This is a genomic window from Eubacterium aggregans (genome assembly GCF_900107815.1).
Lineage (GTDB): Bacteria > Bacillota > Clostridia > Eubacteriales > Eubacteriaceae > Eubacterium_O > Eubacterium_O aggregans.
In genome coordinates this window covers 47,556-67,624 of record NZ_FNRK01000005.1, presented here as the reverse complement: position 1 = coordinate 67,624, position 20,069 = coordinate 47,556, and the positions used below count along the sequence as shown (strand labels likewise).

Sequence of the window (20,069 nt, the reverse complement as noted above, 5' to 3'; positions counted from 1 at the left end):
TTTATGGAGGAGACATAATGGGTAAGGAATTAATCAAGCAAACACTGCGGCACGAAGCGACGAGTGAAGTGCCATGGGTGCCCTTTGCCGGGGTACACGCCGGAACCCTTAAGGGCTACACGGCCAAGGAGCTGCTCACCGAGGGGGATAAGCTGTACGAATCCCTCATGGAGGTGGCCAAGCTGTACATGCCCGATGGCATGCCAATCATGTTCGACCTGCAGGTGGAAGCGGAAATATTGGGCTGTGACCTGCTATGGGCAGAGGATAACCCCCCCTCTGTCATGAGCCATCCCCTAGCGGGGGAAGAGCTGACGATTCCCTGCAGCTGCCGAATTCCAAAGAAGACCGATGGCCGTATCCCCATGATCTTAGATGTCATGGGACGCATGAAGGCATCCGTTGGAGAGGACATTGCCCTGTACGGGCTCATCTGCGGGCCCTTGACTCTGGCCTCTCACCTTAGAGGGAGTGAGTTCTTCACGGATATGATCGCCAATGCGGAATACGCCAAAGGGCTCTTTGCTTTCTGCGTCGAGGTCTGTAACGCCATGTCATCCTACTATATCGAAGCCGGAATGGACGTCATCGCGGTGGTGGACCCTCTGGTCAGCCAGGTTTCCCCCCGGATGCAGAAAAAGCTTTTCCTGGAATCCTACAAGGTGGTCTACGACTTTATTCGCAGTAAGGGGGCACTGAGCTGCTTCTTTGTCTGCGGGGATGCCACCAATCAGATTAATGTCATGTGCCAGACCGGTCCCGACGGCGTCTCCGTGGACGAAAATGTCAATATCGTCGAAGCCAAAAAAGTAACGGATGAGTACAATATCACCATCTGCGGCAACATACCCCTGACCACGGTGATGTACTATGGAACCCAGCAGGATAACATGAAATACATTGTCGAAATGCTGGATTCCATCGATCACCATAACCTCATCGTCAGCCCGGGGTGTGATATGCCCTATGCGGTCCCCATGGAAAACACCATCGCCTGTGCCCAGGCCATTAAGCACCCCGAAGAAGCCCGGGAAATGGTTAAAAACTACGAAGCCGTGGATACCTTTGGGGATGTTGAGCTGCCGGACTATGAGCATCTTAAGCGGCCCTTTATCGAAGCCTTTACCTTAGACCCCGTGCAATGCGCCGCCTGCACCTACATGGAACGGGCCGTACAGCTGGCCAAGGACGAATTTGGGGATGCCATCGATATTGCCGTGTATAAATACTGCATCAAAGAGGACATCGCCAGAACCCAGAAGATGGGTGTGGCCCACTTACCTTCGGTTTATATTAATGGGGAGCTGAAATGGTCCTCCATCATCCCCAGTAAGGAAGAAATCTGCGGGGCCATTGAGGCACTGCTGAAATAGGAAAAAAAATGAGATTACAGGAATAAAAAAGGCCCGGGGGAAACCTCCGGGCCTTTGAAGCAGAAGGGAGAAAGCCATGAAGCTGGTGCTGTTGACAGGATTTTTAGGAGCTGGGAAGACGACACTGTTAAACATGCTTTTAACAGAAACCCAAGGAATGCGCGTGGGTATTTTGATGAATGAATTGGGGGCCATCGATATTGACAGTCGGATGATTCAAAGGAAAGATTCCCAGATGGTTTCCCTGACCAATGGGTCTGTATTCTGTGCCTGCCTGAAGCAGGATTTCATACAGGGCCTCATTGACTTGCTCAACCAGGATTTGGAAATTGTTTTTGTTGAATCCTCTGGTATTTCAGATCCCTCCAATATTCAAACCATTCTTGAGACCGTCTCTAAGGTATCGGGGCAATCCTATGATTATAATGGCGCGGTTTGCCTGGTGGATGCCCTGGGATTTTTTGATCAGTATGAAGTATTACCGGCTATTCAGCGTCAGATTGTCCATTCAGATCTGGCCATCATTAATAAATGTGATCAGCAGACCGAGGCCGTTCTCGAATATATCAAAGCGGAAATTCAAGCCATCCATCCGGAGATGCCCTGTATCCAGACGACCTATTGCCGGCTGGACCCCACTGTTTTTTTGAAAAATTTCAAACAGACACTGGCGGCGGAGGCGGAAACCACCAATACCTGGGAAAGCCGTCCGAAGACCATCGTTTTAAAGGTAGAATCCATACCTTTACCCTTAGAAGGCTTGGAAAATTTTCTCAGGGCAATCGCACCAGATACCTTTAGAATCAAAGGATTTCTGGTGACAGAGCAGGGGAATATGGCAATTAGCGCAGTCAGGAAAGAAATCCAGAGCACGCCATGGCCGACAAGCGTGGAGGAAAATGAGTTGGTAATTATCTCAGCTATTGGCGTATCGATCATCAGCCGAATCATTGGGGCCTGGGAGCATTGTTTACCCGTCTATAAAATGGATTTGGAACCAGCCAGTCCATAAAGAATGATTAGAAGCGGCGCGATAAGGTAAATTTTTTGATCCATTTCAAACCATTCTGTGATATAATTTTTCAAAACATGTATAGAACAGGCGACAAGGTGTTTTTTAAAGTGACAAAGGGCCTGTGCTGTTATCATAATGTTTAAGGAAGAGGAGAATGGACATGCTTGAAATGTTGATCAATGCCATCGAAGAGTTGGATGAAGAAAAGGTATTGAAAATCGTGAAGCGGTGCGTGGCAGCAGGTACTGCGCCCAAGGATATTTGGATGGCACTGAACAAAGGGCTTGAAAAGGTGGGAATGCGATATGAGACCGGTGAATACTCCATTGCTGATTTGATGGTTGTCGGGATTATTTTCGAAAATGTATTAGAATACACCAATATGTGTGATATATACGATGATATTGAGACCGAAGAATTTGGGAAAACCATGCTGCTGGGCACAGTGGAAGGTGATATCCATGATATTGGGAAGTCAATTTTTAAAGGGGCCATGCAGGCCGGCGGATTCATGGTCAAAGACCTGGGTGTCGATGTGAAGGCCCAGGATTTTGTGGATGCCGCTGTACGCTATCAGTGCGAAATTATTGGATTAAGTGCCGTATTGACAGATTGTATCATCTCCATCAAGGAGGTTATCGACGCCTTTAAAGCCGCTGGAATTCGGGATCAGGTTAAGATTATCATCGGTGGCTGTGTGGCGAACAAAACCGTCAGTGATTTTGTAGGCGCCGATGCCTATACAAAATCTGCTATTAAAGGGGTTGAAATCTGCCAGGGATGGTTAAAAGATGAGCAAGAATGAAGCCCGCTATCTGGGGATTGCCGATTCAATTAAAATCAAAATCCTGAGTAAGATTTTTAAGCCAGGAGATTTGTTGCCCTCAGAAAATAATTTGAGTGAGGAGTACGGTGTTAGCCGTATGACCGTCCGTAAGGCCATCGAGGTGCTTGTTGGAGAGGGATATCTGATGTCTTCGCCAGGAAAGGGTACCTATGTGCGGGAGTATTCTCTGAATAAATTTGAAATCGGCTTTAAAATTGAAGAAATTATCCAGGGCGGGTACACCCACGCCAAGCTGATTCATGCCAAAATCATGGCTCCAACCATCGAATTAGTCTATCATTTACAGACCGCACCTCAAACAAAAATTGTGTGTATCCGTTCCATGCTTTTTAAGAATGATCGGCCTGTGGCGTTGGATGAGAAATACATCCCCTATTTTCCAGGAATGAATATCAAAGAGGATAGCTTTAGTTATCGGGATATGGTCAGTATTATCTTTGGAGAGAACTATGGTTTTGGATATTGGGAGGAAATTTCCATTACTGGAGTTAAGACGGATGCAGCGGTTCGTGGGTATTTTGAAGAAATGACAGAAAAGACGACTGAGAAACAGAAATTTATGATGCTTTTTGAGCAGAAGGTTTATGATTCTGATGATATCCCCCTGGGTTACGGTAAGTTGTATGTAGAGAGTGATCTCTGCAGCCTTCATGGCAAGTCAATTATATAAGGGGGCGGGCCATGAAAACCTACGAGTTTATTTTAAATGATATTCAATCAAAAATTGAAAGTGGGATTTATAAACCGGAAGAACAGCTGCCATCACTAAGGGAGTTTTCTAAGATTTACACGACGACACCGGTTACGGTCAAAAAAAGTTTGGCAATCCTTGAGGAACAGGGCTATGTTTATGTGGTGGATCGAAAAGGGTTTTTTGTAAGCTCTGGGACGCATAAGGCTTACACCATGATTTTCCATGAAATTAAAGGGATTGATCATGTGACGGAGATCCGTCTTGAGGAAATCAACGAGACCAACGGTGCAGATATTAAAAAACGTTTTGGCTTAGAGGTGCCGGAGCATACTCGGTGTCTTCGGATTACCCGGATACTTTATGATTGTGATATGCCCATTGGGATTGATAAGAAGTATATCATCCACAATGCCCGCAGTGATTTACTCATTCGCAGTCCAGAACGTTTTTTAGAGCTTTTGAATTTAGTTTTAGGGAACTATGATATCCATAAAGAGCTGGAAATGACGATGATGACCGATAATACACCAGTTCGTGATATTTTATTCCTTGGTGCAGATGATGGTGTGTTTGAATTCAAGCAAACTTATCGGACGGAGAATGGACAGTTGGTCGGGGTATCCGAGACCTATGTGCCCTGTGAGGAAATCCAGTTGAAAATGAAATATTGATGATTAAAAGGTGTCCCATGGGCATCTTTTTTAGGTGTAGGGAAAAAAGGGTAAGCCATGATTGGTATATACATATATATATTCTGTTATATATAAAAATAGGTTATTCACTTGATAGAAACGGTTACACATGCTATAGTTGTTATATACTTGAATATGACAAATGATCCGGATCAAAGTATTGTCAATTTCTATGGAGAGAAAAAATGAATAAAAATGAAGTAACCAATGAAAGTATCAGTGGTTTCACCCGAGACGCGGTGATTGGGATTATTAGTTCTGGTGCAGTGGTGGTATTTCTGACTTTTTTAGTCCGATATGTGTTTTATGAGCCGGTTTTACAGAGTCTTGCCCTAAATAATGAACAGTTGGGGGTGCTCTATGGGCTTTATGGGACAACGGCCATGATTTCATATCTTCCTGGGGGAATTTTAGCAGATAAAATACGAATCAAGTATTTGGCGACAGCCGGGTTTGGACTTTCTGCTATTTTGACATTTTGGTATGCGACATTGCCAAGCTATGAAACATTGAAGGTCATTTTCCTACTTATGGGAATTTGTACAACCTTCATTTATTGGGGGGTCCGGTATAAGGGGATTCGCTTAGTCAGTACCGATAATACTTATTCCAGAAATATTGGCATCAGTTATGGTATCGTTGGTGTGTTGGGATTGGTTGTGAATTTCATTTCGATGTGGATTTTCAACTGCTTTAGTGATCCAGCTTCCGGCTTCAATATGGTTTTGATGTTTTATGCTGGTCTGAATATCGCTTTTGCCATTGCATCGTTTCTGCTCATCCCTAAATTTAAGGATGAAATTATTAAGAAAAAGAAGACATTTGATTTATCTGAGCTGGTAGCCGCTGTAAAGCATCCGGGGGTATGGCTGACGACGTTATGTATGTTCTTTACCTACACGGTTTATACATCCTTAAGCTATACGGTGCCTTATGTTCAAGCGGTATTTGGCGCCAGTGTCACCATGGCTGCGTTGATGGGGAATATCAGGATGTACGGAACGTCCCTCTTTTCTTCGCCCGTTATCGGTGCTTTGGCAACGAAGATTAAATCGCCGGCAAAGACCATTGTATTGTGCATGGCGATTACGGCAATTTGCCTGTTTGTCATTGTACTGGCACCCCAAATGGCTGGATTCATGATTCCTGCGATTATCCTGATTATGCTTCTTTCCTTCTTTATGAGTGGGGCCTATGGGGTAGAATCTTCTCTTTTTACAGAGACGAAAGTTCCCGCAGCCATCTTTGGGTCGGCTTCAGGTATTTTATCATTAATTGGATTTTTACCGGATATGTTTGTTTCGCCAATTGCTGGAAAATGGCTTGACACCTATGGGAATCAAGCGTACACGTATATATTTATTGCCCTGGGCATTAGTGCAATCCTATCCATGGGGTGTGCCTTGCTGGTACTTCTTTACAACAAAAAAATCCGGGCATCCCTTCAAACAGATGTGGAAGAAATTCAGGCTTAATAGTCAATAGGATATAAGAATCGGAGGAGAGATAATATGGAATTGGAAAAACTTTTTTTAAAGGCCAAGGATGTTGATTTCATCCATGAACAATCAGTGAAGCTTTTAAAGGAAACCGGGTGTGTGTTTGAGGATGACCGGGCCATTGAGATTTTTAAACAGAATGGGGCGACGGTGGATGGCTATACCGTCCATTTCACAGATGAATTGATCAATAAAGGGCTATCGACAGTCAGTGCAGCCTTTGATATTCTGAGACCCGACAGGACCCTTTACCATATGGGTGATGGCAGCCGGACGATGGCAACGGCGGGTAGTCCGCCCTATGTCATGGAGGATGGGAAGTTCCGCTTTGCTGAGATGCACGATTATATCGATATCTGTAAGCTGGTGCAAACCAGTGATTGTATTGACATGACCCATTTACTGCTGTGTGATACCTATGATGTACCCCGGGAAGAACGTTCTTACAACATGGCGGCGACATTATTAAATTATACGACACTGCCAATTTCATTAACAGCACTGGCGACGAAGCTCCATGATTCTGGGACAGTGGCAACCAATGTGGTCCAAATGATTCAAAATTTTACAGGAGTACAGGACCGCTATGTTGCAGTGGGATGTATTAGTCCCATTTCCCCGTTGGCCTGGGTTAAAGATAGCTTGGATGCGCTATTTGCTTATTGTGAATTAAATCAGCCCATGCAGCTGGCCACCTGCTCATTGCCAGTGCTTACCAGCCCGGCATCTGTTCTTGGAACTATTATACAGAATAATGCAGAGTTACTGGCGGTAACGGTTTTGATTCAGTTGATTCGCCCGGGGTTACCAGTCTTTTATGGGAATACGTCAACCTCTACGAATTTAAGGGCGGTTTCCATGGCTTTGGGCAATACAGAAACCGCACTTATTTCTTTAGCAAGTGCGGCAATGGCAAAATACTATAAAATGCCATTCCGAACATCGGGGGCCTTAACGGATGCCATCGATGTGGATTATCAGGCTGGGGTTGAATCAACCCTGAATCTTATGAGCGGCTTCCTCAGCGATACCGATTTAATTTTCTTTAGCTGTGGGATGCTCAGTGGCTTTAATGTGAGTTCTCTGGAAAAATATGTGGCGGATGAACAGCTCATTAAAATGCTCAAACGAATGGGTGAAGGCATTGCCATTGACTATGAGAAGGATTATACTAAGGAAATCAGTAAGGTCGGGCCAAGGGGAAACTTTATGGCAGGGAGAACCCCAAAGGAATATCGAAAAGAGCACTATGTCCCGGATCTTTTTGTCAAAGTGGATTACAATACATGGCAGACGGAGGATAAGAAATCCGTTAAAGAGAAGGCGTCAGCCAAGGTTGCAGAACGGCTGGCATCTTATGTGGAACCTGAAAAAACACCAGAACAAATGAAGGTAATTGAGAAATATTTAATCAAATAAAGGAAAATGAAGACGGGTGGGCGGTGCGCACGCCCGTCTTTACGTTATGAATTAAAGGATGGAAGGATGGATATGGATTCAAAAAAGAACAAAATCCCCATTGACAAGACAATTTTTGTAGGTGCTCTGTTACTGATGGTGCTGGTATCCGTGGCTTGTCTCGTGTTTCCTGATGAAGCGCTTGGCGTATCGTCCATTCTCAGAAATTTCGTTATTAAAAAATTTGATTGGTTTTTCTTGATTTTTGGGTTGGGGGTATTTGTCATCTGTGTCTTTGTAGGGGGCAGCCGTTTTGGACATATTCGCCTTGGTGGAGATGGGGAAAAACCGGCCTATAGCTTCTATAGCTGGCTATCGATGATTTTCTTTTCAGCCATTGGATCATCTGCAATCCTATGGTCGGTCTGTGAGCCCCTCAACTACATAGCATCCCCACCCTTTGGGTACGCGCCCTATTCCCTGGAGGCCTTTAATATTGCCATCCCCTATGGATTATTTCATTGGGGACCGGTTGCCTGGTCCTTTTATGCCCTTTCGGGACTGGTGGTTTCGTATTATTTTCTGGTGCTGCGCCGAAAAAATCTTAAGATTTCCGGGGTAATGTCGGAGCTCATTGGTGAACGGGCGGCCTTCGGGGCAGTGGGGAAGGGCATTGATATTGCAACCATTTTTGCGACATTTTGTACTTTTGCGCCAGCACTGGGATTAGGGGTTCCTCTATTGACGGTATTAATTTGTAAACTGACCGGATTGCCCAATACCACCGAGCTCCAAATGCTGGTCCTGATGATCTGGATGTTTATTTTCTCAATCAGCGTGTACCGTGGATTGGATAAGGGAATAAAGATTCTCAGCGATATTAATATGTATTTGCTCATAGCAGTGATTCTGCTGATTTTTTTGGCGGGGGGTCCGCGCTACATTTTATCGGCATCCGTGGAGGAATTTGGGACGCTGGCGACTCATTTTATTCGCATGAATAGCTACAGCGATGTTTTTGGAGGGGGGACCTTTGCCCAGGATTGGACGGTTTTCTATTGGAGTTGGTGGGTCGCCTCTGTTCCCTTCATGGCGATTTTCATCGCCAGGGTGTCAAAAGGTCGGACAATCCGTGAATTGATTTTTGGAATTATGGGAGCTGGTTCAGCAGGCACAATGACCATTTTTTGTGTTTTGGGAAACTATGCCCTGAAATTACAGCATTCTGGCGTTGTCGATTTAGCAAAAATAAATATGGAACAGGGAAGTGACTACGCCGTTTTAGCCATGTTAGATCAATTACCCTTTAAGAACCTCATTATGATCGGGGTTATCTTACTGTATTTTGTGTTTCTGGCCACCTGTGTCGATTCCTGTGCCTTTACCATGGGGTGCATTGCCTCCCGGGAAATGACGGATAATAGCCAACCCGCCCGATGGAATCGGCTTTCCTGGTCTATTGCCATTGCGGTTCTGGGGGTGGCAGTGCTGAAACTCGGCGGGGGGATTCAGGCTCTTCAGACATTTGTCATCGTCGTGGGTCTCCCCTCGGCCATTCTAGTGATTGCAATGACGATATTGTTATACCGCTGGCTTAAGGAACACCGGGAGACGCCCTCTAAAAAGTGAGGGGAAAGGGAGCACTGGTGTCGCCTTTATTTAAAGCTGGAGACGGCATCCAGATGTGCTTCATGCCCTGCCATGTAGACCGTTCCCCAGCCAATCACCTTGTCGGATTCATCCATGAGGGTCTGCTCTACAGAGAGAATCGGCATGCCCATGGGCAAGTTAAGATGTTTGAGGATTGAGGTGTTGGCGGGAATGGCACGAATGGATAATTTACGCTTAATGGCAGAAAGTGAGCCGTGAATGGCCACCATTTTGGGGAAGGTGGCGTAGCGGATTTCCTGTTCGATAATGGGGAGACCCCGATGATAGGGAATATATTTAACATCTAAAGCGATGGGGGACCCTTCTTGTCTTAATAGCCGCTGGATTTTAATGACACGTTGCTCGTCTGGTGTTTTTAAATGGGTCTGAATATCGGGTGTTGATCGGATAATATCCACGCCAATGATCTGGGAATCGGTATCGTTGAGACCATTTAAATTCATTTCATTAAACACCAGCTCATAGACATCAATGCGTGGCTCATGAACAAAATACCCTTTCCCGGGGATATTGTAGATATAGCCTTCATCAATTAGGGTCAGGAGCCCTTGGTGGAGGCTTTTGGGATCAAGATGGAAATGCTGACAGAGATAGCTTTCAGATGGCAGGATAGATCCCGCCTGCAGTTCCTGGGAGCGAATCATGCTTTTCAGGGTCTCAATAATTTTCAAATGCTCTGGGATGCTCATCCTAACCCTCCTTTCTCAAACCAGGCCGTCACCCGGTCCTGGGCATTTTTACGCAGATCATAGTAGTATAGGGAATAATCGCCATTGTGGAGAACCCCCTCGGGAAAGAAATGCTCCGCACCAACAATACGAAAATCAGCCACATCCGCGGTGGTACAAAGGACCACCCCCCGGTCGGGATCGATTTGGGCATCAGCGTAATGGGGGCGGTCCGTTACGGAGAGAAGCCGACCGGTACTATCCCGAAGGACCAGGTGGGAGCCCTGGCTGAGGCAGGCAGGCGCATAGTCTGTGCTCCGGGACCAGGTAATGGGGTTAATGGCAATGGAGCCCTTTGGGAGGGTGATGTTCTGTCCGGTGACACCCGGGGCTTCGGTATTGTAGGAGATAATGACACCTGTATCCCGGGCTCCTTGGGCAAAATGGAGGTGGGGATTAGCCGTGAGATATTCTGGGGTGATGCCAAAGCCGATAATATAAGCCGCCACCATTTGATCCAGATACTCCGGATGCTGCCGAAAGGCCGTGGACAGCAGCATTCCCCCTAAAAGTGCCCCCTGGGAATGACCGGCTAAAATAAAGGGGCGGCCGCCATTTAAGTTTTCCATATAATAAGTAAAGGCATTTTGGATATCGGTGCAGGTTTTATCGATGAACTCCCCAAAAATGGTTTGATCGTCACTCAGCAGACATTCAATACAAGCCTGGCGGTAAAAGGGAACGAAATAATTACCAACGGTCTGAAAAGCTGAGCCTTTGTAGGCAAGGTGCTCCGTGGCCCGGACCCGCATGGCGGGGTGGTCCACATCACAGATGAGGGGGGCACGGCCGGTTTTAAAATAAGCGGTGGGATAGAGATAGAAAATATCCACCGGATGGTCGATGGTTCGAGGAATTTCCATCCAATGATGGGCATTACGATAATCAGTCATTCTATTTTGTGACACGTTCGGGTTCCTCCAGTTTTCAGGTTTTGTCAATTTTCAGTGAGGGTCAACGTATAGGGATGGTCCCAGTTTTGATAAAAAACAACACTGGCGCTGCTGCTGTACAGGTCGTAGACCACAGACCATCGTGTGGCCTCATCCCCCTTGGTAACAGCTGTTTTTTTCAGAATAGTAAAGGCCTCCTTTTGGGAGACGGTCTTTTTAGTTGCGGCAATGGCCGATTGGATGGTCTTGAAGGTTTTAGCAGCATGATCCCCGGGACCCTTGGTCACGGCACCCTTGGATTGGTAACGATCGGTGGCAATGGTACTGCTCACCGTGGCCATTTTGTTCTTAGGATATTCAACCACCGTCGAATCCCCGGTTTTATCAGCAATCAGAAAGGCGTAGCCATGATCCCCGGGTGCGGTCATATCGTAATTGCCCAGGAGGACAACGGCCTCCTGGACTGTGGCGCATTGGTCTAGCATCATGCGGACAGCCAGGGTAGTGGTAATGGGAAGCAAGTCATTTTTTTCTTGGGTAGGAGGATCACTGAGGCGAATGGCCGCAACGGAGAGGCCCTGATCATTGACACCGTCTGTGGAAAGCAGAGGCGCGGCAAGGAGTCGGGCATAGCTTGCAGTCTTTAAAAGGTTGCCCGGAAGGCTTGACATGGCCAGGGAGGCATAGCCGGACCGGGGTGTGCTTCGGATGAGCAGGGCACTGGTAGCCGTCCCGTTATAATTGCGGGCGAGAAGATAGTTCTGGGTTAGGGATTCGATCCGCTGCCCCATGACATGGGTATCTGGGGAGGCCTCGGCATCAAAGGCGGCCCCACCGGCTGAAAGGGCCGGCAGGCTGAAGGCGGTATTGAGGCCGAGAAAAAGTTGATGATTAATGGCGCTGGCCAGGTCCTCCGGTGCGGTGGCTCCAGATTCCAGAATATTGGAAAGGCGATAACTGCTGGTATAATCCATGGTGTACAGAGCATCCTCGCCGCTTGACGTTCCTGAAATTTGCCGGAGGGAGGAAAGGGTGCTGATTGTCCGCCCCTCCAGCGTAAGGATGGCCATGAGGAAAATCCCCAGGACGATGGGAATACCAACCCACCATTTTTTAGTTTTTGTCATCTGTTTCATTGGTTTCATAATGGCAGTATATCATCAATGGGGCAATGACCTCAACAAAAATTGAAAGATTTCAGAAATTGCAGGCTGACTATTTTCCAGAAATGCCAGCGGCCTCCAGGGCATTCATGATGGCTTCAAAGGTGTCAGTTTGCCAGGCACTGCGGCCAATGAACAGCCCGTCCACATCCTGGCATTTGGCATAGGGCACGGCATTATCTAAATTGACACTGCCGCCAAAGAGCAGAGGGATGGTGTGCCCGATGCGTTCGCCATAAAGTTCAACCAGGACCCCACGAAGGGCTGTGTGAATCTCAGCCACGACCTCAGGTTCTGCAGGAATCCCCTCGACACCAATGGCCCAATAGGGCTCGTAGGCAACCCATACCTTGGGGGCATCCTCGGCGGAGACCCCGTGAAGGGCAATTTTAAGGGATTTGGCCAGGGTTTCGGCAGAAACGCCAAATTCCTTTTCCTGCATGGAGTCGCCAATGCAGACCAGGGGGGTAAAGCCATGGCGCAAGGCAGCCAGGGTCTTTAGATTGACGGTATAGTCCGTCTCGTTAAAATATTTCCGCCGTTCGCAGTGGCCGATTTCCAAAATATTGATGCCGATTTCCTTTAGTTGGACGGGGGAAATTTCACCCGTAAACTGTCCGGCATCCTCATAATGGACATTCTGGGCACCTAGCATCAGGGGGGAATGGGCGTGATCAATGGCCTCCCGCTGCTTCCAAAGCTGCACATAGGGCGGGATGATGAAGAAATCAAAGGCCGGGTGCTTGGGAATAATGGCGGTCAGCCCCTTTGTATAGGCCAGTCCTTCCGCCGTGGTTTTATTCATTTTCCAATTGGTACCGAGTAAAAATTTATTCATGATGGTTCCTTTTCTTAATCTTAATCTGGGGAATAAAATAGCAATAAAGGCCACTTGGTGCAGACTCGCACCAAAATGGCCTCAATGGTCAGGACGCAAAGGCCCTATTTCTTCATGTATTTCGCTTCCAGCTCACGCATCCGTTCAACCTTACGGGTGGATCCGCCGCCAGCAAATTCGCTATTCATCCAGGCGTCCGCAATCATTTTGCCCAGTTCAACACCGATGCAGCGTGCACCCATGGTGAGGACATTGGCGTCATTGCTCTTGGCCAGACGTTCAGCAGCAAAGCAGTCAGAACAAGTTCCGGCGAATACACCAGGGACCTTGTTGGCCATCATGGCAACGCCTAAGCCCGTGCCGCAGATCAGAAAACCACGGTCATAGGATCCGTCGCTAATCTTTTCAGCCAGGTTAAAGGCAATGTCAGGATAGTCACAGTCATGGGTTTCAGAATATTTTAAATCGGTAATATCGAAGCCCTCTTCTTTTAGGTGTGCGTAAATAGCATCCTTGAAATCAAAAGCAGCATCATCACAATCAATGCAGATTCTCATAATGGGTTCCTCCTCGATTCACATAAGTTATGCGATTTTTATGAGTTAATTATGACACATTTTCAAGCATAAGGGAAGCAGAAATTATGTTCAATATTGAGTTTTCAGAATTTTATCGGTGTTGGGTAAAAAAATACACTTTGAGGGTCGGGGAACGTGCTATGATACAGTTAGAATCTTATTGGGATTACTTTTACTTAATTTCAGAAATTCGCTATTTTCAAATTCATAAAAATACGTTATCCTAAAGGCACAAAATCATTAGGAGGACAGAATGGCAAAAACGGGAATTATCATTGTATCCCACAGTGAACAATTAGCAGCCGGTGTTGCAGAATTAGTGGCTGAAATGGCCAATGATCAGGTTGTAATCCAGGCGGCAGGTGGAACTGGTGACGGGCGTATTGGAACCAATACCCTGCGGATTTTAGAAGCCATCGAGTCGATGGAGGCATGTAAAAGCATCCTGGTGTACTGTGATATGGGAAGTTCCATCATTAGTACAGAAACGGCCATGGATATGATTGACGACGAAGATTTAGCCGAAAAAGTCCACATCGTGGATTGCCCTTTAGTGGAAGGCTGTTTCGCAGGAACCGTCCAGGCAAGCATTACCGATGATACAGAAGAAATAAAGGCGGTATCCGCCCAGGCAAGAGAACTCCATAAGGCATAATTTATAATTAGAAGATATAATAGGCTTTTAATCGGATGGCAATGGCGGTCCGTTAAAATAATAAATTCAGGAGGAAGTAATATCATGGTTATGAAACGTTTGATCAACGACCCGTATGATGTTGTAGAGGAAATGCTGGAAGGTTATTGTGCGGCCCATGCTGGCTATGTCAAAATGGACGACAGTGACGAAGCACAGGGCCGTGTCATCTTGGCCAAAGATGCCGGTACCAAGGATAAAGTTGGTGTGGTTATCGGTGGTGGCTCCGGCCATGAACCGCTGTTCTTAGGTTACGTTGGGGAAGGCTTTGCCGATGCGGCTGTCATCGGAAATATCAACACTTCACCCTCTCCGGACCCCTGCTATGCTTCTGCCCGTGCGGTAGACAACGGTAAGGGTGTCATCTTCATGTATGGTAACTACGCTGGCGATGTCATGAACTTTGACATGGGCGCTGAAAAAGCCGATGAAGAAGACGATATCCGGGTAGAAACCGTGCTGGTAACCGATGATGTTATTTCTTCAGAAAACATTCCGGACCGTCGTGGGATTGCCGGGGATTTCTTCGTCTTTAAGGCCGCTGCTGCTGCCGCTGCCATGGGTAAAGATTTAGACGAAGTCGTTGCTGCTGCCGAAAAATGTAATGATGTGACTCGGACCATGGGTGTGGCCATGAGCTCCGCTACCCTGCCTTCAAAGGGTGGCCCCATTTTCGAAATGGAAGATGGCGATATGGAAATCGGTATGGGGATTCACGGTGAACCCGGTGTACGCCGTGGGAAGATTGAACCCGCAGATGCTGTCATTGACGAAATCATGGCACCCATCCTGGCTGATCTGCCCTATGAAAATGGGGATGAAGTTTACGTCCTGGTTAACAGCCTTGGCGCAACACCACTCTTAGATCTCCACATCTGTTTCCGCCGTGTGGCTCAGATCCTGGAAGAAAAGGGCATCAAAATCTACAAGGGCTTAGTCGGTCCCTTTGCAGCTTCCATGGATATGGCAGGCATGTCCGTTACCTTGGTTAAACTGGATGACGAAATGAAAGAATTGCTCGACTATCCCTGCGACGCACCATACTTTACACAAGTCTAAAGTCGCGTGTTTTAAATGGTGAAATGACCGTGGAGAAGAGTTTACTCTTCCCACGGTCATTTTGGCCGTTAAAATATAGGGCATAGCCCTAAATGAGCGTAGTCGAAGGCGGAGCGAATGTGCACTGCGCGACGTATGTTAAGTTATTATTTAGGAGGAAAAATGAGCGAATATATCTTAGAAAAACAATACTTTGTGGATGTCATCAAGGACCTCATTCCCTGGTCCGAAGAACGGAAGGATTATTTTACCGATCTGGACTCTGCCATCGGTGATGGTGACCACGGCATGAACCTGTCCATTGGTTTCCGGGAAGTCGCCAGCCATATTGATGAATGGCAATCGGAAAGTGTTTTCAATCTCTACAAAAAAGTAGGAACCGCCCTTTTAGATAAGGTTGGCGGATCTGCTGGCCCACTCTACGGCAGCTTTTTCATGAAGTTTGGCCTGCCGGTCAAAGCTAAGGGCGAGGATGAAGGGGTTACCTTCGATGAATTTATCGAGTGTATGGATAAGGGCATTGCCATCATCCAGAAGCGCGGGAAATCCACCATCGGTGAAAAAACCATGAATGATACCCTGATGCCAGCCTTGGACGCTCTTAAAGCGGCTAATGAAGCGGGGGATACCCCCAAAGCCGCCATGGCTAAGGCTGTGGAAGCCGGAAAGGTCGGTTTGGAATCCACCCGGAATATCGTGGCCACCAAGGGCCGGGCCATGCGCCTGGGCGAACGGGCCATCGGCCATTTAGATCCTGGTGCCGCCTCCACGGCAGAAATGCTGGAGATTTTTTATAAGAATATGCCGGAGTAAGAGAATCATTAAAAAGATACACTCAAACAGGACAGCCCCTCGGTAGAGATGCTGTCCTGTTTTACAATGCCCAGTTATGCATAAAAAAGGAGTAGGAATGTGAAGCCAATCATTGTAATTCCCATGGGGGATGCGGCGGGGATCGGTCCGGAGATTACGGTAAAGGCTCTGGCCGATCCAATGATTCAGCAGATTGCCCGATGTGTCGTTGTCGGGGACCGGGAGGTGCTCGAAGATGCCCTTCGTTTCAGCAAGGTGGATTTAAAAATCAAATGTATCGAGACACCCGATACCGGTGATTATCAACCAGGTATCCTGAATTTAATGGATCTTAAGAATATTGAAATGAAGACACTTAGAATCGGTGAAATCCAGGCGATGACCGGGCGTGGGGCTTATGAATATATTAAGACAGCCACTGAATTGTGTTTACAGGGAAAGGCGGATGTCCTGGCTACCACTGCCATTAATAAAGAATCCCTGAAGCTGGCTGAGGTGCCCTATATTGGGCATACCGAAATTGTTGGGGCATTGACGGGAACCCAAAATCCCCTGACCATGTTTCAGGTGAGAAACCTTCGGGTATTCTTCCTTACGCGCCACATCTCCCTTCGCCGGGCCTGTGATTTGGTCACAAAAGATGCCCTGTTAACCTTTATGGATGCTTGTGTAGAGGCCCTTAATGTACTGGGAGTAGATGCCCCCAAACTAGCTGTGGCTGGACTCAATCCCCATAGCGGGGAGCATGGACTCTTTGGAACTGAAGAAGTGGACCAGGTTATCCCCGCCGTGGAAGCTGCCCGGGCCAAGGGCATGGATGTAGTCGGTCCCATTGGGGCAGATTCCGTGTTTTATCAGGGACTGCAGGGTCAGTTTGATGCCGTCCTGTCTTTGTACCACGACCAAGGGCATATTGCTACCAAGATGGTGGATTTTGAGCGGACTATTTCCATTACCTGTGGGATGCCCATTCTGCGGACATCGGTGGATCATGGGACGGCCCTGGACATTGCCGGAAAGGGGATTGCCAGCCCTGTTAGCATGATTGAGGCCATTCGTTTAGCGGTGGCATATGCGCCGAAGTTTAAGCATGGAGGTAATGTTAACAATACAACCATTTAAGTTTTAACACTTTAAAAAAACAGAGTTGTCACCGTTGTAAGGGACAGCTCTGTTTTTTTAAAGTGTGATCGATTCTTCTAAAATCCGCAAGGACAATTCCAAATACAGCCGCTCATCCAAATCCTCTAAATCCAACTCAATCAACTCCCGAATCCGGTCCATGCGCCCAATAAAAGAATTACGATGGATATACAAAGCCGTAGCGGTGGCCGAAGCATTGTAGCGGTGGCGAATAAAGTGGGCCAGGGTGGTGAAAAAGGCGGTGCCTTGCTTTTCATCGTGCTGGATGAGGGCCAGAAGCCCGGGGTGGCACACCAGTTCCGGAGGAAAGGTGTGGATACCAAGGTCTAACAGACAGTTCAGGGCATCCTCATCAAAGGTGTGAACCCAGCGGGAGGGGGCCGCCTCCTGACCCCGGGTGAGGATGTAGCGAGCCTGTTTCCAGGCCGCCAGGAATTGCAGGGGCTGGACGAAGGATCGGCTGAGACCGGCCCGGAGGAGGTTTTCCCGCAGAAAGTAGGAGAGCTCACTTCGAAAATCCCGATCGGGACAGCAGCGTTTAAAATCGGAATTGTTGAGGAGCAAAAGGAGGGAATCCTCAAAGCTCAGGCAACAGGCACCGGGCCATTGGCGCTCCATTTGTCCCTGAAGATAGGCCAGGTTATAGGCCACCCGGTCGGTGGCATTTAAGGTAAAGGCAATGCCTTGGAGGATATCCCCTGGGGTATAGCCATTGTCCCCAAGGGCATCCAGCAGGCCATCGGGGTCCACTGGTTTGCCCCCATAGTAGTCCTCCAGCAGCTGTCGAAGGCGGAGCCGGCTGGGCGGGGTGATATCAAACCCCCGGGATTGGGTATAAATCTCCTCGACAAAGGGGCCAAGGATATTAAAAATGGCTTTTTTATAGGCTACTTCTACGGCATCATCATCCAGGACAATAACGTTCAGGCGGCCCACACACCGGTCATCGCAGAAAATATTTCGGGTGACGACGGTATTATCCGCAGAAAAAACATAGGCTTCCCTTCGGTTTTGGGCTTCACCAAAGCCCGGTGCTGTGGTGAGGGAGCTGATGTTTTCCATGGGGAGGTAGTTGGCCTCATCGATGTAGTGGGTGAGGGTCGGAAGGGAGTCATCGGTGTAGGCCACGTATTTAAATTCCTGATCACTTAGGCTGAGAGGGGCTGGCAGAACCTGTTGGGTCGCTTCGAGAAGGGCGTGAAAGTCCATGGAGCTGTGGAGGATTTGAAAAAGACTTTGATGCCATTTTTCGAAAAGCTGGAAGATGGTCGCCAAAATATTAAAGATGATCTGATGGGAGATGGGATCACTTAATACAATAAGGTCATTGTCGCCGATATCCAGGTCATCTCCAGGCGGCTCCAGGCAGATGATGACACAGTGGTGGATGATGGGGATGTCCTTTGGGAGGTCCTCCCCGGAAAAGATGATGGCACAGCCGGTCATGGGGAAAAAGGCGTTGTAGTACAGGGCATGGCTGACGGGGTAATGGTTTGAGCATCGGGCCTCGGCCACATCAAAATACTGGGACAGCTGGTATAAAAGAATATCGCCATTGATCTGCATATCATCCTCCACTGTGCAGGTTGCACATTATTTCTATAAAGATTTTAACAGATTCACGGATTTACAGCAAGATGAAACGGGTTTATGATGGGGACATAAGAGAGTGACAGGGCAAAATGCCGGCATGCTGCTGTCCGGATACCGCCTTTTGTAATGCGGTCGTATTGTTTTGTTAAGGAGGGTATGTATGAGTAGGACAAAAAAGCGTAATGCGGCGATGATCGTCATCACCTTGGTGTTCCTGGGGATTTTCTTTGGAAGCTATTCCCAGTATCAGGTGGCGGCGGTGCCATCCATGGTTTATTCGGCTTATGGGCTAACGGATGCCCAGTTTTCCAGTATTATGACGGCACCACTGATTCCTGCACTGTTTTTAAGCATCGTCCTTGGGGTGTTGGTGGATAAGTATGGGGTGAAGCAAATTGTTTCGGTGTGTATGGTGATTTCGGCCATTGGGCTGTTTATAAGGGTTTTCGCCACGAATTACACCATGGTCTTTTTAGGGATGGCCCTGGCGGGCTTTTCCATTGCGGTGCTCAATGCGAATCTCGCTAAGATTACGGCGACGCTGTTTCCCATGGAGAAGGTTGGGGGCGTAATCGGCATCATTATGGGGGGCTCTACCGGAGCCATGGCAGTCGCCTATGGGACCACGGCCCTTTTCCCAAGTCTGGAGCTGCTTTTTTGGGTAACGGCTATTATTTGCGCCATTATTACCGTGTTGTGGCTGGTGCTGGTCCGGAAGTCGGATTTTCAAGGCGCATCCAGCGGGGTGGTGGAAAGTGTTCCCATTAAAGAGGCCCTGGGGGTTTCTTTAAAGAGTAAAAATGTGTGGCTTTTGGGACTGACGATGCTCACCATGCTGGGTGGAGCCATGGTCATCGCTAATTTCCAGGTGGCCTATCTGACCACTTACAAGGGCTACACGGAAATTTCCGCAGGGTCCTTTGGAACGGTATTGATGATTGGCTCCATCATTGGGTCTGTCAGCTTCCCGATGATTATAGCTAAATCCAAACGACCCGCTTTAATCCTGCTCATCGCCGGACTCATTGCCGGTGGTGCGGCGGTGGCCATGGTGGAAGGGGCGGCCTGGAGCATTTATCTGGCATCCTTTTTAAACGGCGCCCTGCGCAGCGGGATGATTTCCATTATGGTTTCCCTGACGGTGATGTTCCCGGAAATCGGGGCGAAGTATGCTGGGACAGCCAGTGGGATGGCATCCACCATGATGAATCTGGGGTCCATCATCATCCCCACCTATATCGTCATTCCCCTGGCGGGCGGCAATATGATGATGTATTTTTACCTAGCAGGGGTGTCCATCGCCATTTCAGCAATACTGCTCTTTGTCCTTACCCGGAAGATGAATCTGGGTACCAATGTGTGATTGTAGTTTAAATAA

General features: G+C 47.8%; 19 protein-coding genes. 13 read left to right on the top strand and 6 right to left on the bottom strand.

What is annotated here, in order from left to right; translation table 11 throughout:
* Window positions 1-17 precede the first annotated feature (17 nt).
* The 8 genes from BLW33_RS04230 (at window position 18) to BLW33_RS04195 (ending at window position 9,147) form a co-directional block, all read left to right on the top strand.
* The gene (locus tag BLW33_RS04230) at window positions 18-1,373 is read left to right on the top strand and encodes a uroporphyrinogen decarboxylase family protein (RefSeq protein ID WP_090305541.1); all 1,356 of its coding nucleotides are present in this window, start codon (window positions 18-20) and stop codon (window positions 1,371-1,373) included.
* Between the two features lie 76 nt (window positions 1,374-1,449).
* Window positions 1,450-2,385 (top strand): CobW family GTP-binding protein, encoded by a 936-nt coding sequence (locus tag BLW33_RS04225; RefSeq protein WP_090305538.1) that lies wholly within the window; start codon window positions 1,450-1,452, stop codon window positions 2,383-2,385.
* 163 nt (window positions 2,386-2,548) lie between these two features.
* On the top strand, window positions 2,549-3,193 hold the full coding sequence (locus BLW33_RS04220; RefSeq protein WP_176966622.1) for a cobalamin B12-binding domain-containing protein: 645 nt from the start codon (window positions 2,549-2,551) through the stop codon (window positions 3,191-3,193).
* On the top strand, window positions 3,180-3,905 hold the full coding sequence (locus BLW33_RS04215) for a GntR family transcriptional regulator (RefSeq protein ID WP_090305531.1): 726 nt from the start codon (window positions 3,180-3,182) through the stop codon (window positions 3,903-3,905). Before BLW33_RS04220 ends, BLW33_RS04215 begins: the two co-directional genes overlap by 14 nt.
* Window positions 3,906-3,916: 11 nt before the next feature.
* Window positions 3,917-4,600: a GntR family transcriptional regulator gene (locus BLW33_RS04210; RefSeq protein ID WP_090305528.1), complete on the top strand. Its 684-nt coding sequence runs from the start codon at window positions 3,917-3,919 to the stop codon at window positions 4,598-4,600.
* A 206-nt stretch (window positions 4,601-4,806) separates the two neighbouring features.
* Window positions 4,807-6,096, top strand: coding sequence for an MFS transporter (locus BLW33_RS04205; RefSeq protein ID WP_090305526.1), 1,290 nt, complete (start codon window positions 4,807-4,809; stop codon window positions 6,094-6,096).
* Window positions 6,097-6,132: 36 nt separating this feature from the next.
* A complete protein-coding gene (locus tag BLW33_RS04200; protein WP_090305524.1) occupies window positions 6,133-7,539 on the top strand; it encodes a trimethylamine methyltransferase family protein in 1,407 nt (468 codons plus the stop codon).
* A gap of 72 nt (window positions 7,540-7,611) precedes the next feature.
* Window positions 7,612-9,147, top strand: coding sequence for a BCCT family transporter (locus BLW33_RS04195; protein ID WP_207647804.1), 1,536 nt, complete (start codon window positions 7,612-7,614; stop codon window positions 9,145-9,147).
* A gap of 26 nt (window positions 9,148-9,173) precedes the next feature.
* Here the strand turns inward: BLW33_RS04195 and BLW33_RS04190 are convergent, their stop codons facing one another.
* The 5 genes from BLW33_RS04190 to BLW33_RS04170 form a co-directional block, all read right to left on the bottom strand.
* Window positions 9,174-9,878: a GntR family transcriptional regulator gene (locus tag BLW33_RS04190; protein ID WP_090305519.1), complete on the bottom strand. Its 705-nt coding sequence runs from the start codon at window positions 9,876-9,878 to the stop codon at window positions 9,174-9,176.
* Window positions 9,875-10,810 (bottom strand): DUF3089 domain-containing protein, encoded by a 936-nt coding sequence (locus BLW33_RS04185; protein WP_090305516.1) that lies wholly within the window; start codon window positions 10,808-10,810, stop codon window positions 9,875-9,877. The genes BLW33_RS04190 and BLW33_RS04185 overlap by 4 nt, the downstream gene beginning before the upstream one ends.
* A gap of 44 nt (window positions 10,811-10,854) precedes the next feature.
* On the bottom strand, window positions 10,855-11,937 hold the full coding sequence (locus tag BLW33_RS04180) for a linear amide C-N hydrolase (protein WP_207647803.1): 1,083 nt from the start codon (window positions 11,935-11,937) through the stop codon (window positions 10,855-10,857).
* Between the two features lie 88 nt (window positions 11,938-12,025).
* On the bottom strand, window positions 12,026-12,811 hold the full coding sequence (locus BLW33_RS04175; protein ID WP_090305509.1) for a triose-phosphate isomerase: 786 nt from the start codon (window positions 12,809-12,811) through the stop codon (window positions 12,026-12,028).
* 104 nt (window positions 12,812-12,915) lie between these two features.
* A complete protein-coding gene (locus tag BLW33_RS04170) occupies window positions 12,916-13,368 on the bottom strand; it encodes an RpiB/LacA/LacB family sugar-phosphate isomerase (RefSeq protein ID WP_090244751.1) in 453 nt (150 codons plus the stop codon).
* A gap of 274 nt (window positions 13,369-13,642) precedes the next feature.
* On the opposite strand from BLW33_RS04170, the gene dhaM reads away from it, so the two are divergent.
* From dhaM to pdxA, 4 genes are all read left to right on the top strand, one after another.
* Window positions 13,643-14,044 carry a dihydroxyacetone kinase phosphoryl donor subunit DhaM gene (gene dhaM, locus BLW33_RS04165; RefSeq protein WP_090305507.1) on the top strand — a complete coding sequence of 134 codons (402 nt, stop codon included), beginning with the start codon at window positions 13,643-13,645 and terminating at the stop codon, window positions 14,042-14,044.
* A gap of 84 nt (window positions 14,045-14,128) precedes the next feature.
* On the top strand, window positions 14,129-15,142 hold the full coding sequence (locus BLW33_RS04160; RefSeq protein WP_410173250.1) for a dihydroxyacetone kinase subunit DhaK: 1,014 nt from the start codon (window positions 14,129-14,131) through the stop codon (window positions 15,140-15,142).
* A gap of 162 nt (window positions 15,143-15,304) precedes the next feature.
* A complete protein-coding gene (gene dhaL, locus BLW33_RS04155) occupies window positions 15,305-15,955 on the top strand; it encodes a dihydroxyacetone kinase subunit DhaL (protein WP_090305505.1) in 651 nt (216 codons plus the stop codon).
* 99 nt (window positions 15,956-16,054) lie between these two features.
* Window positions 16,055-17,077 carry a 4-hydroxythreonine-4-phosphate dehydrogenase PdxA gene (gene pdxA, locus BLW33_RS04150; protein WP_090305502.1) on the top strand — a complete coding sequence of 341 codons (1,023 nt, stop codon included), beginning with the start codon at window positions 16,055-16,057 and terminating at the stop codon, window positions 17,075-17,077.
* Window positions 17,078-17,134: 57 nt separating this feature from the next.
* Here pdxA and BLW33_RS04145 read toward each other — a convergent pair whose 3' ends face one another.
* Window positions 17,135-18,664, bottom strand: coding sequence for a helix-turn-helix domain-containing protein (locus BLW33_RS04145; RefSeq protein WP_090305499.1), 1,530 nt, complete (start codon window positions 18,662-18,664; stop codon window positions 17,135-17,137).
* Window positions 18,665-18,851: 187 nt separating this feature from the next.
* Between BLW33_RS04145 and BLW33_RS04140 the strand changes: the two genes are divergently transcribed.
* Entirely contained in the window at window positions 18,852-20,054 is a 1,203-nt protein-coding gene (locus tag BLW33_RS04140) for an MFS transporter (protein ID WP_090305498.1), read from the top strand.
* The last annotated feature ends 15 nt before the right edge of the window (window positions 20,055-20,069 follow it).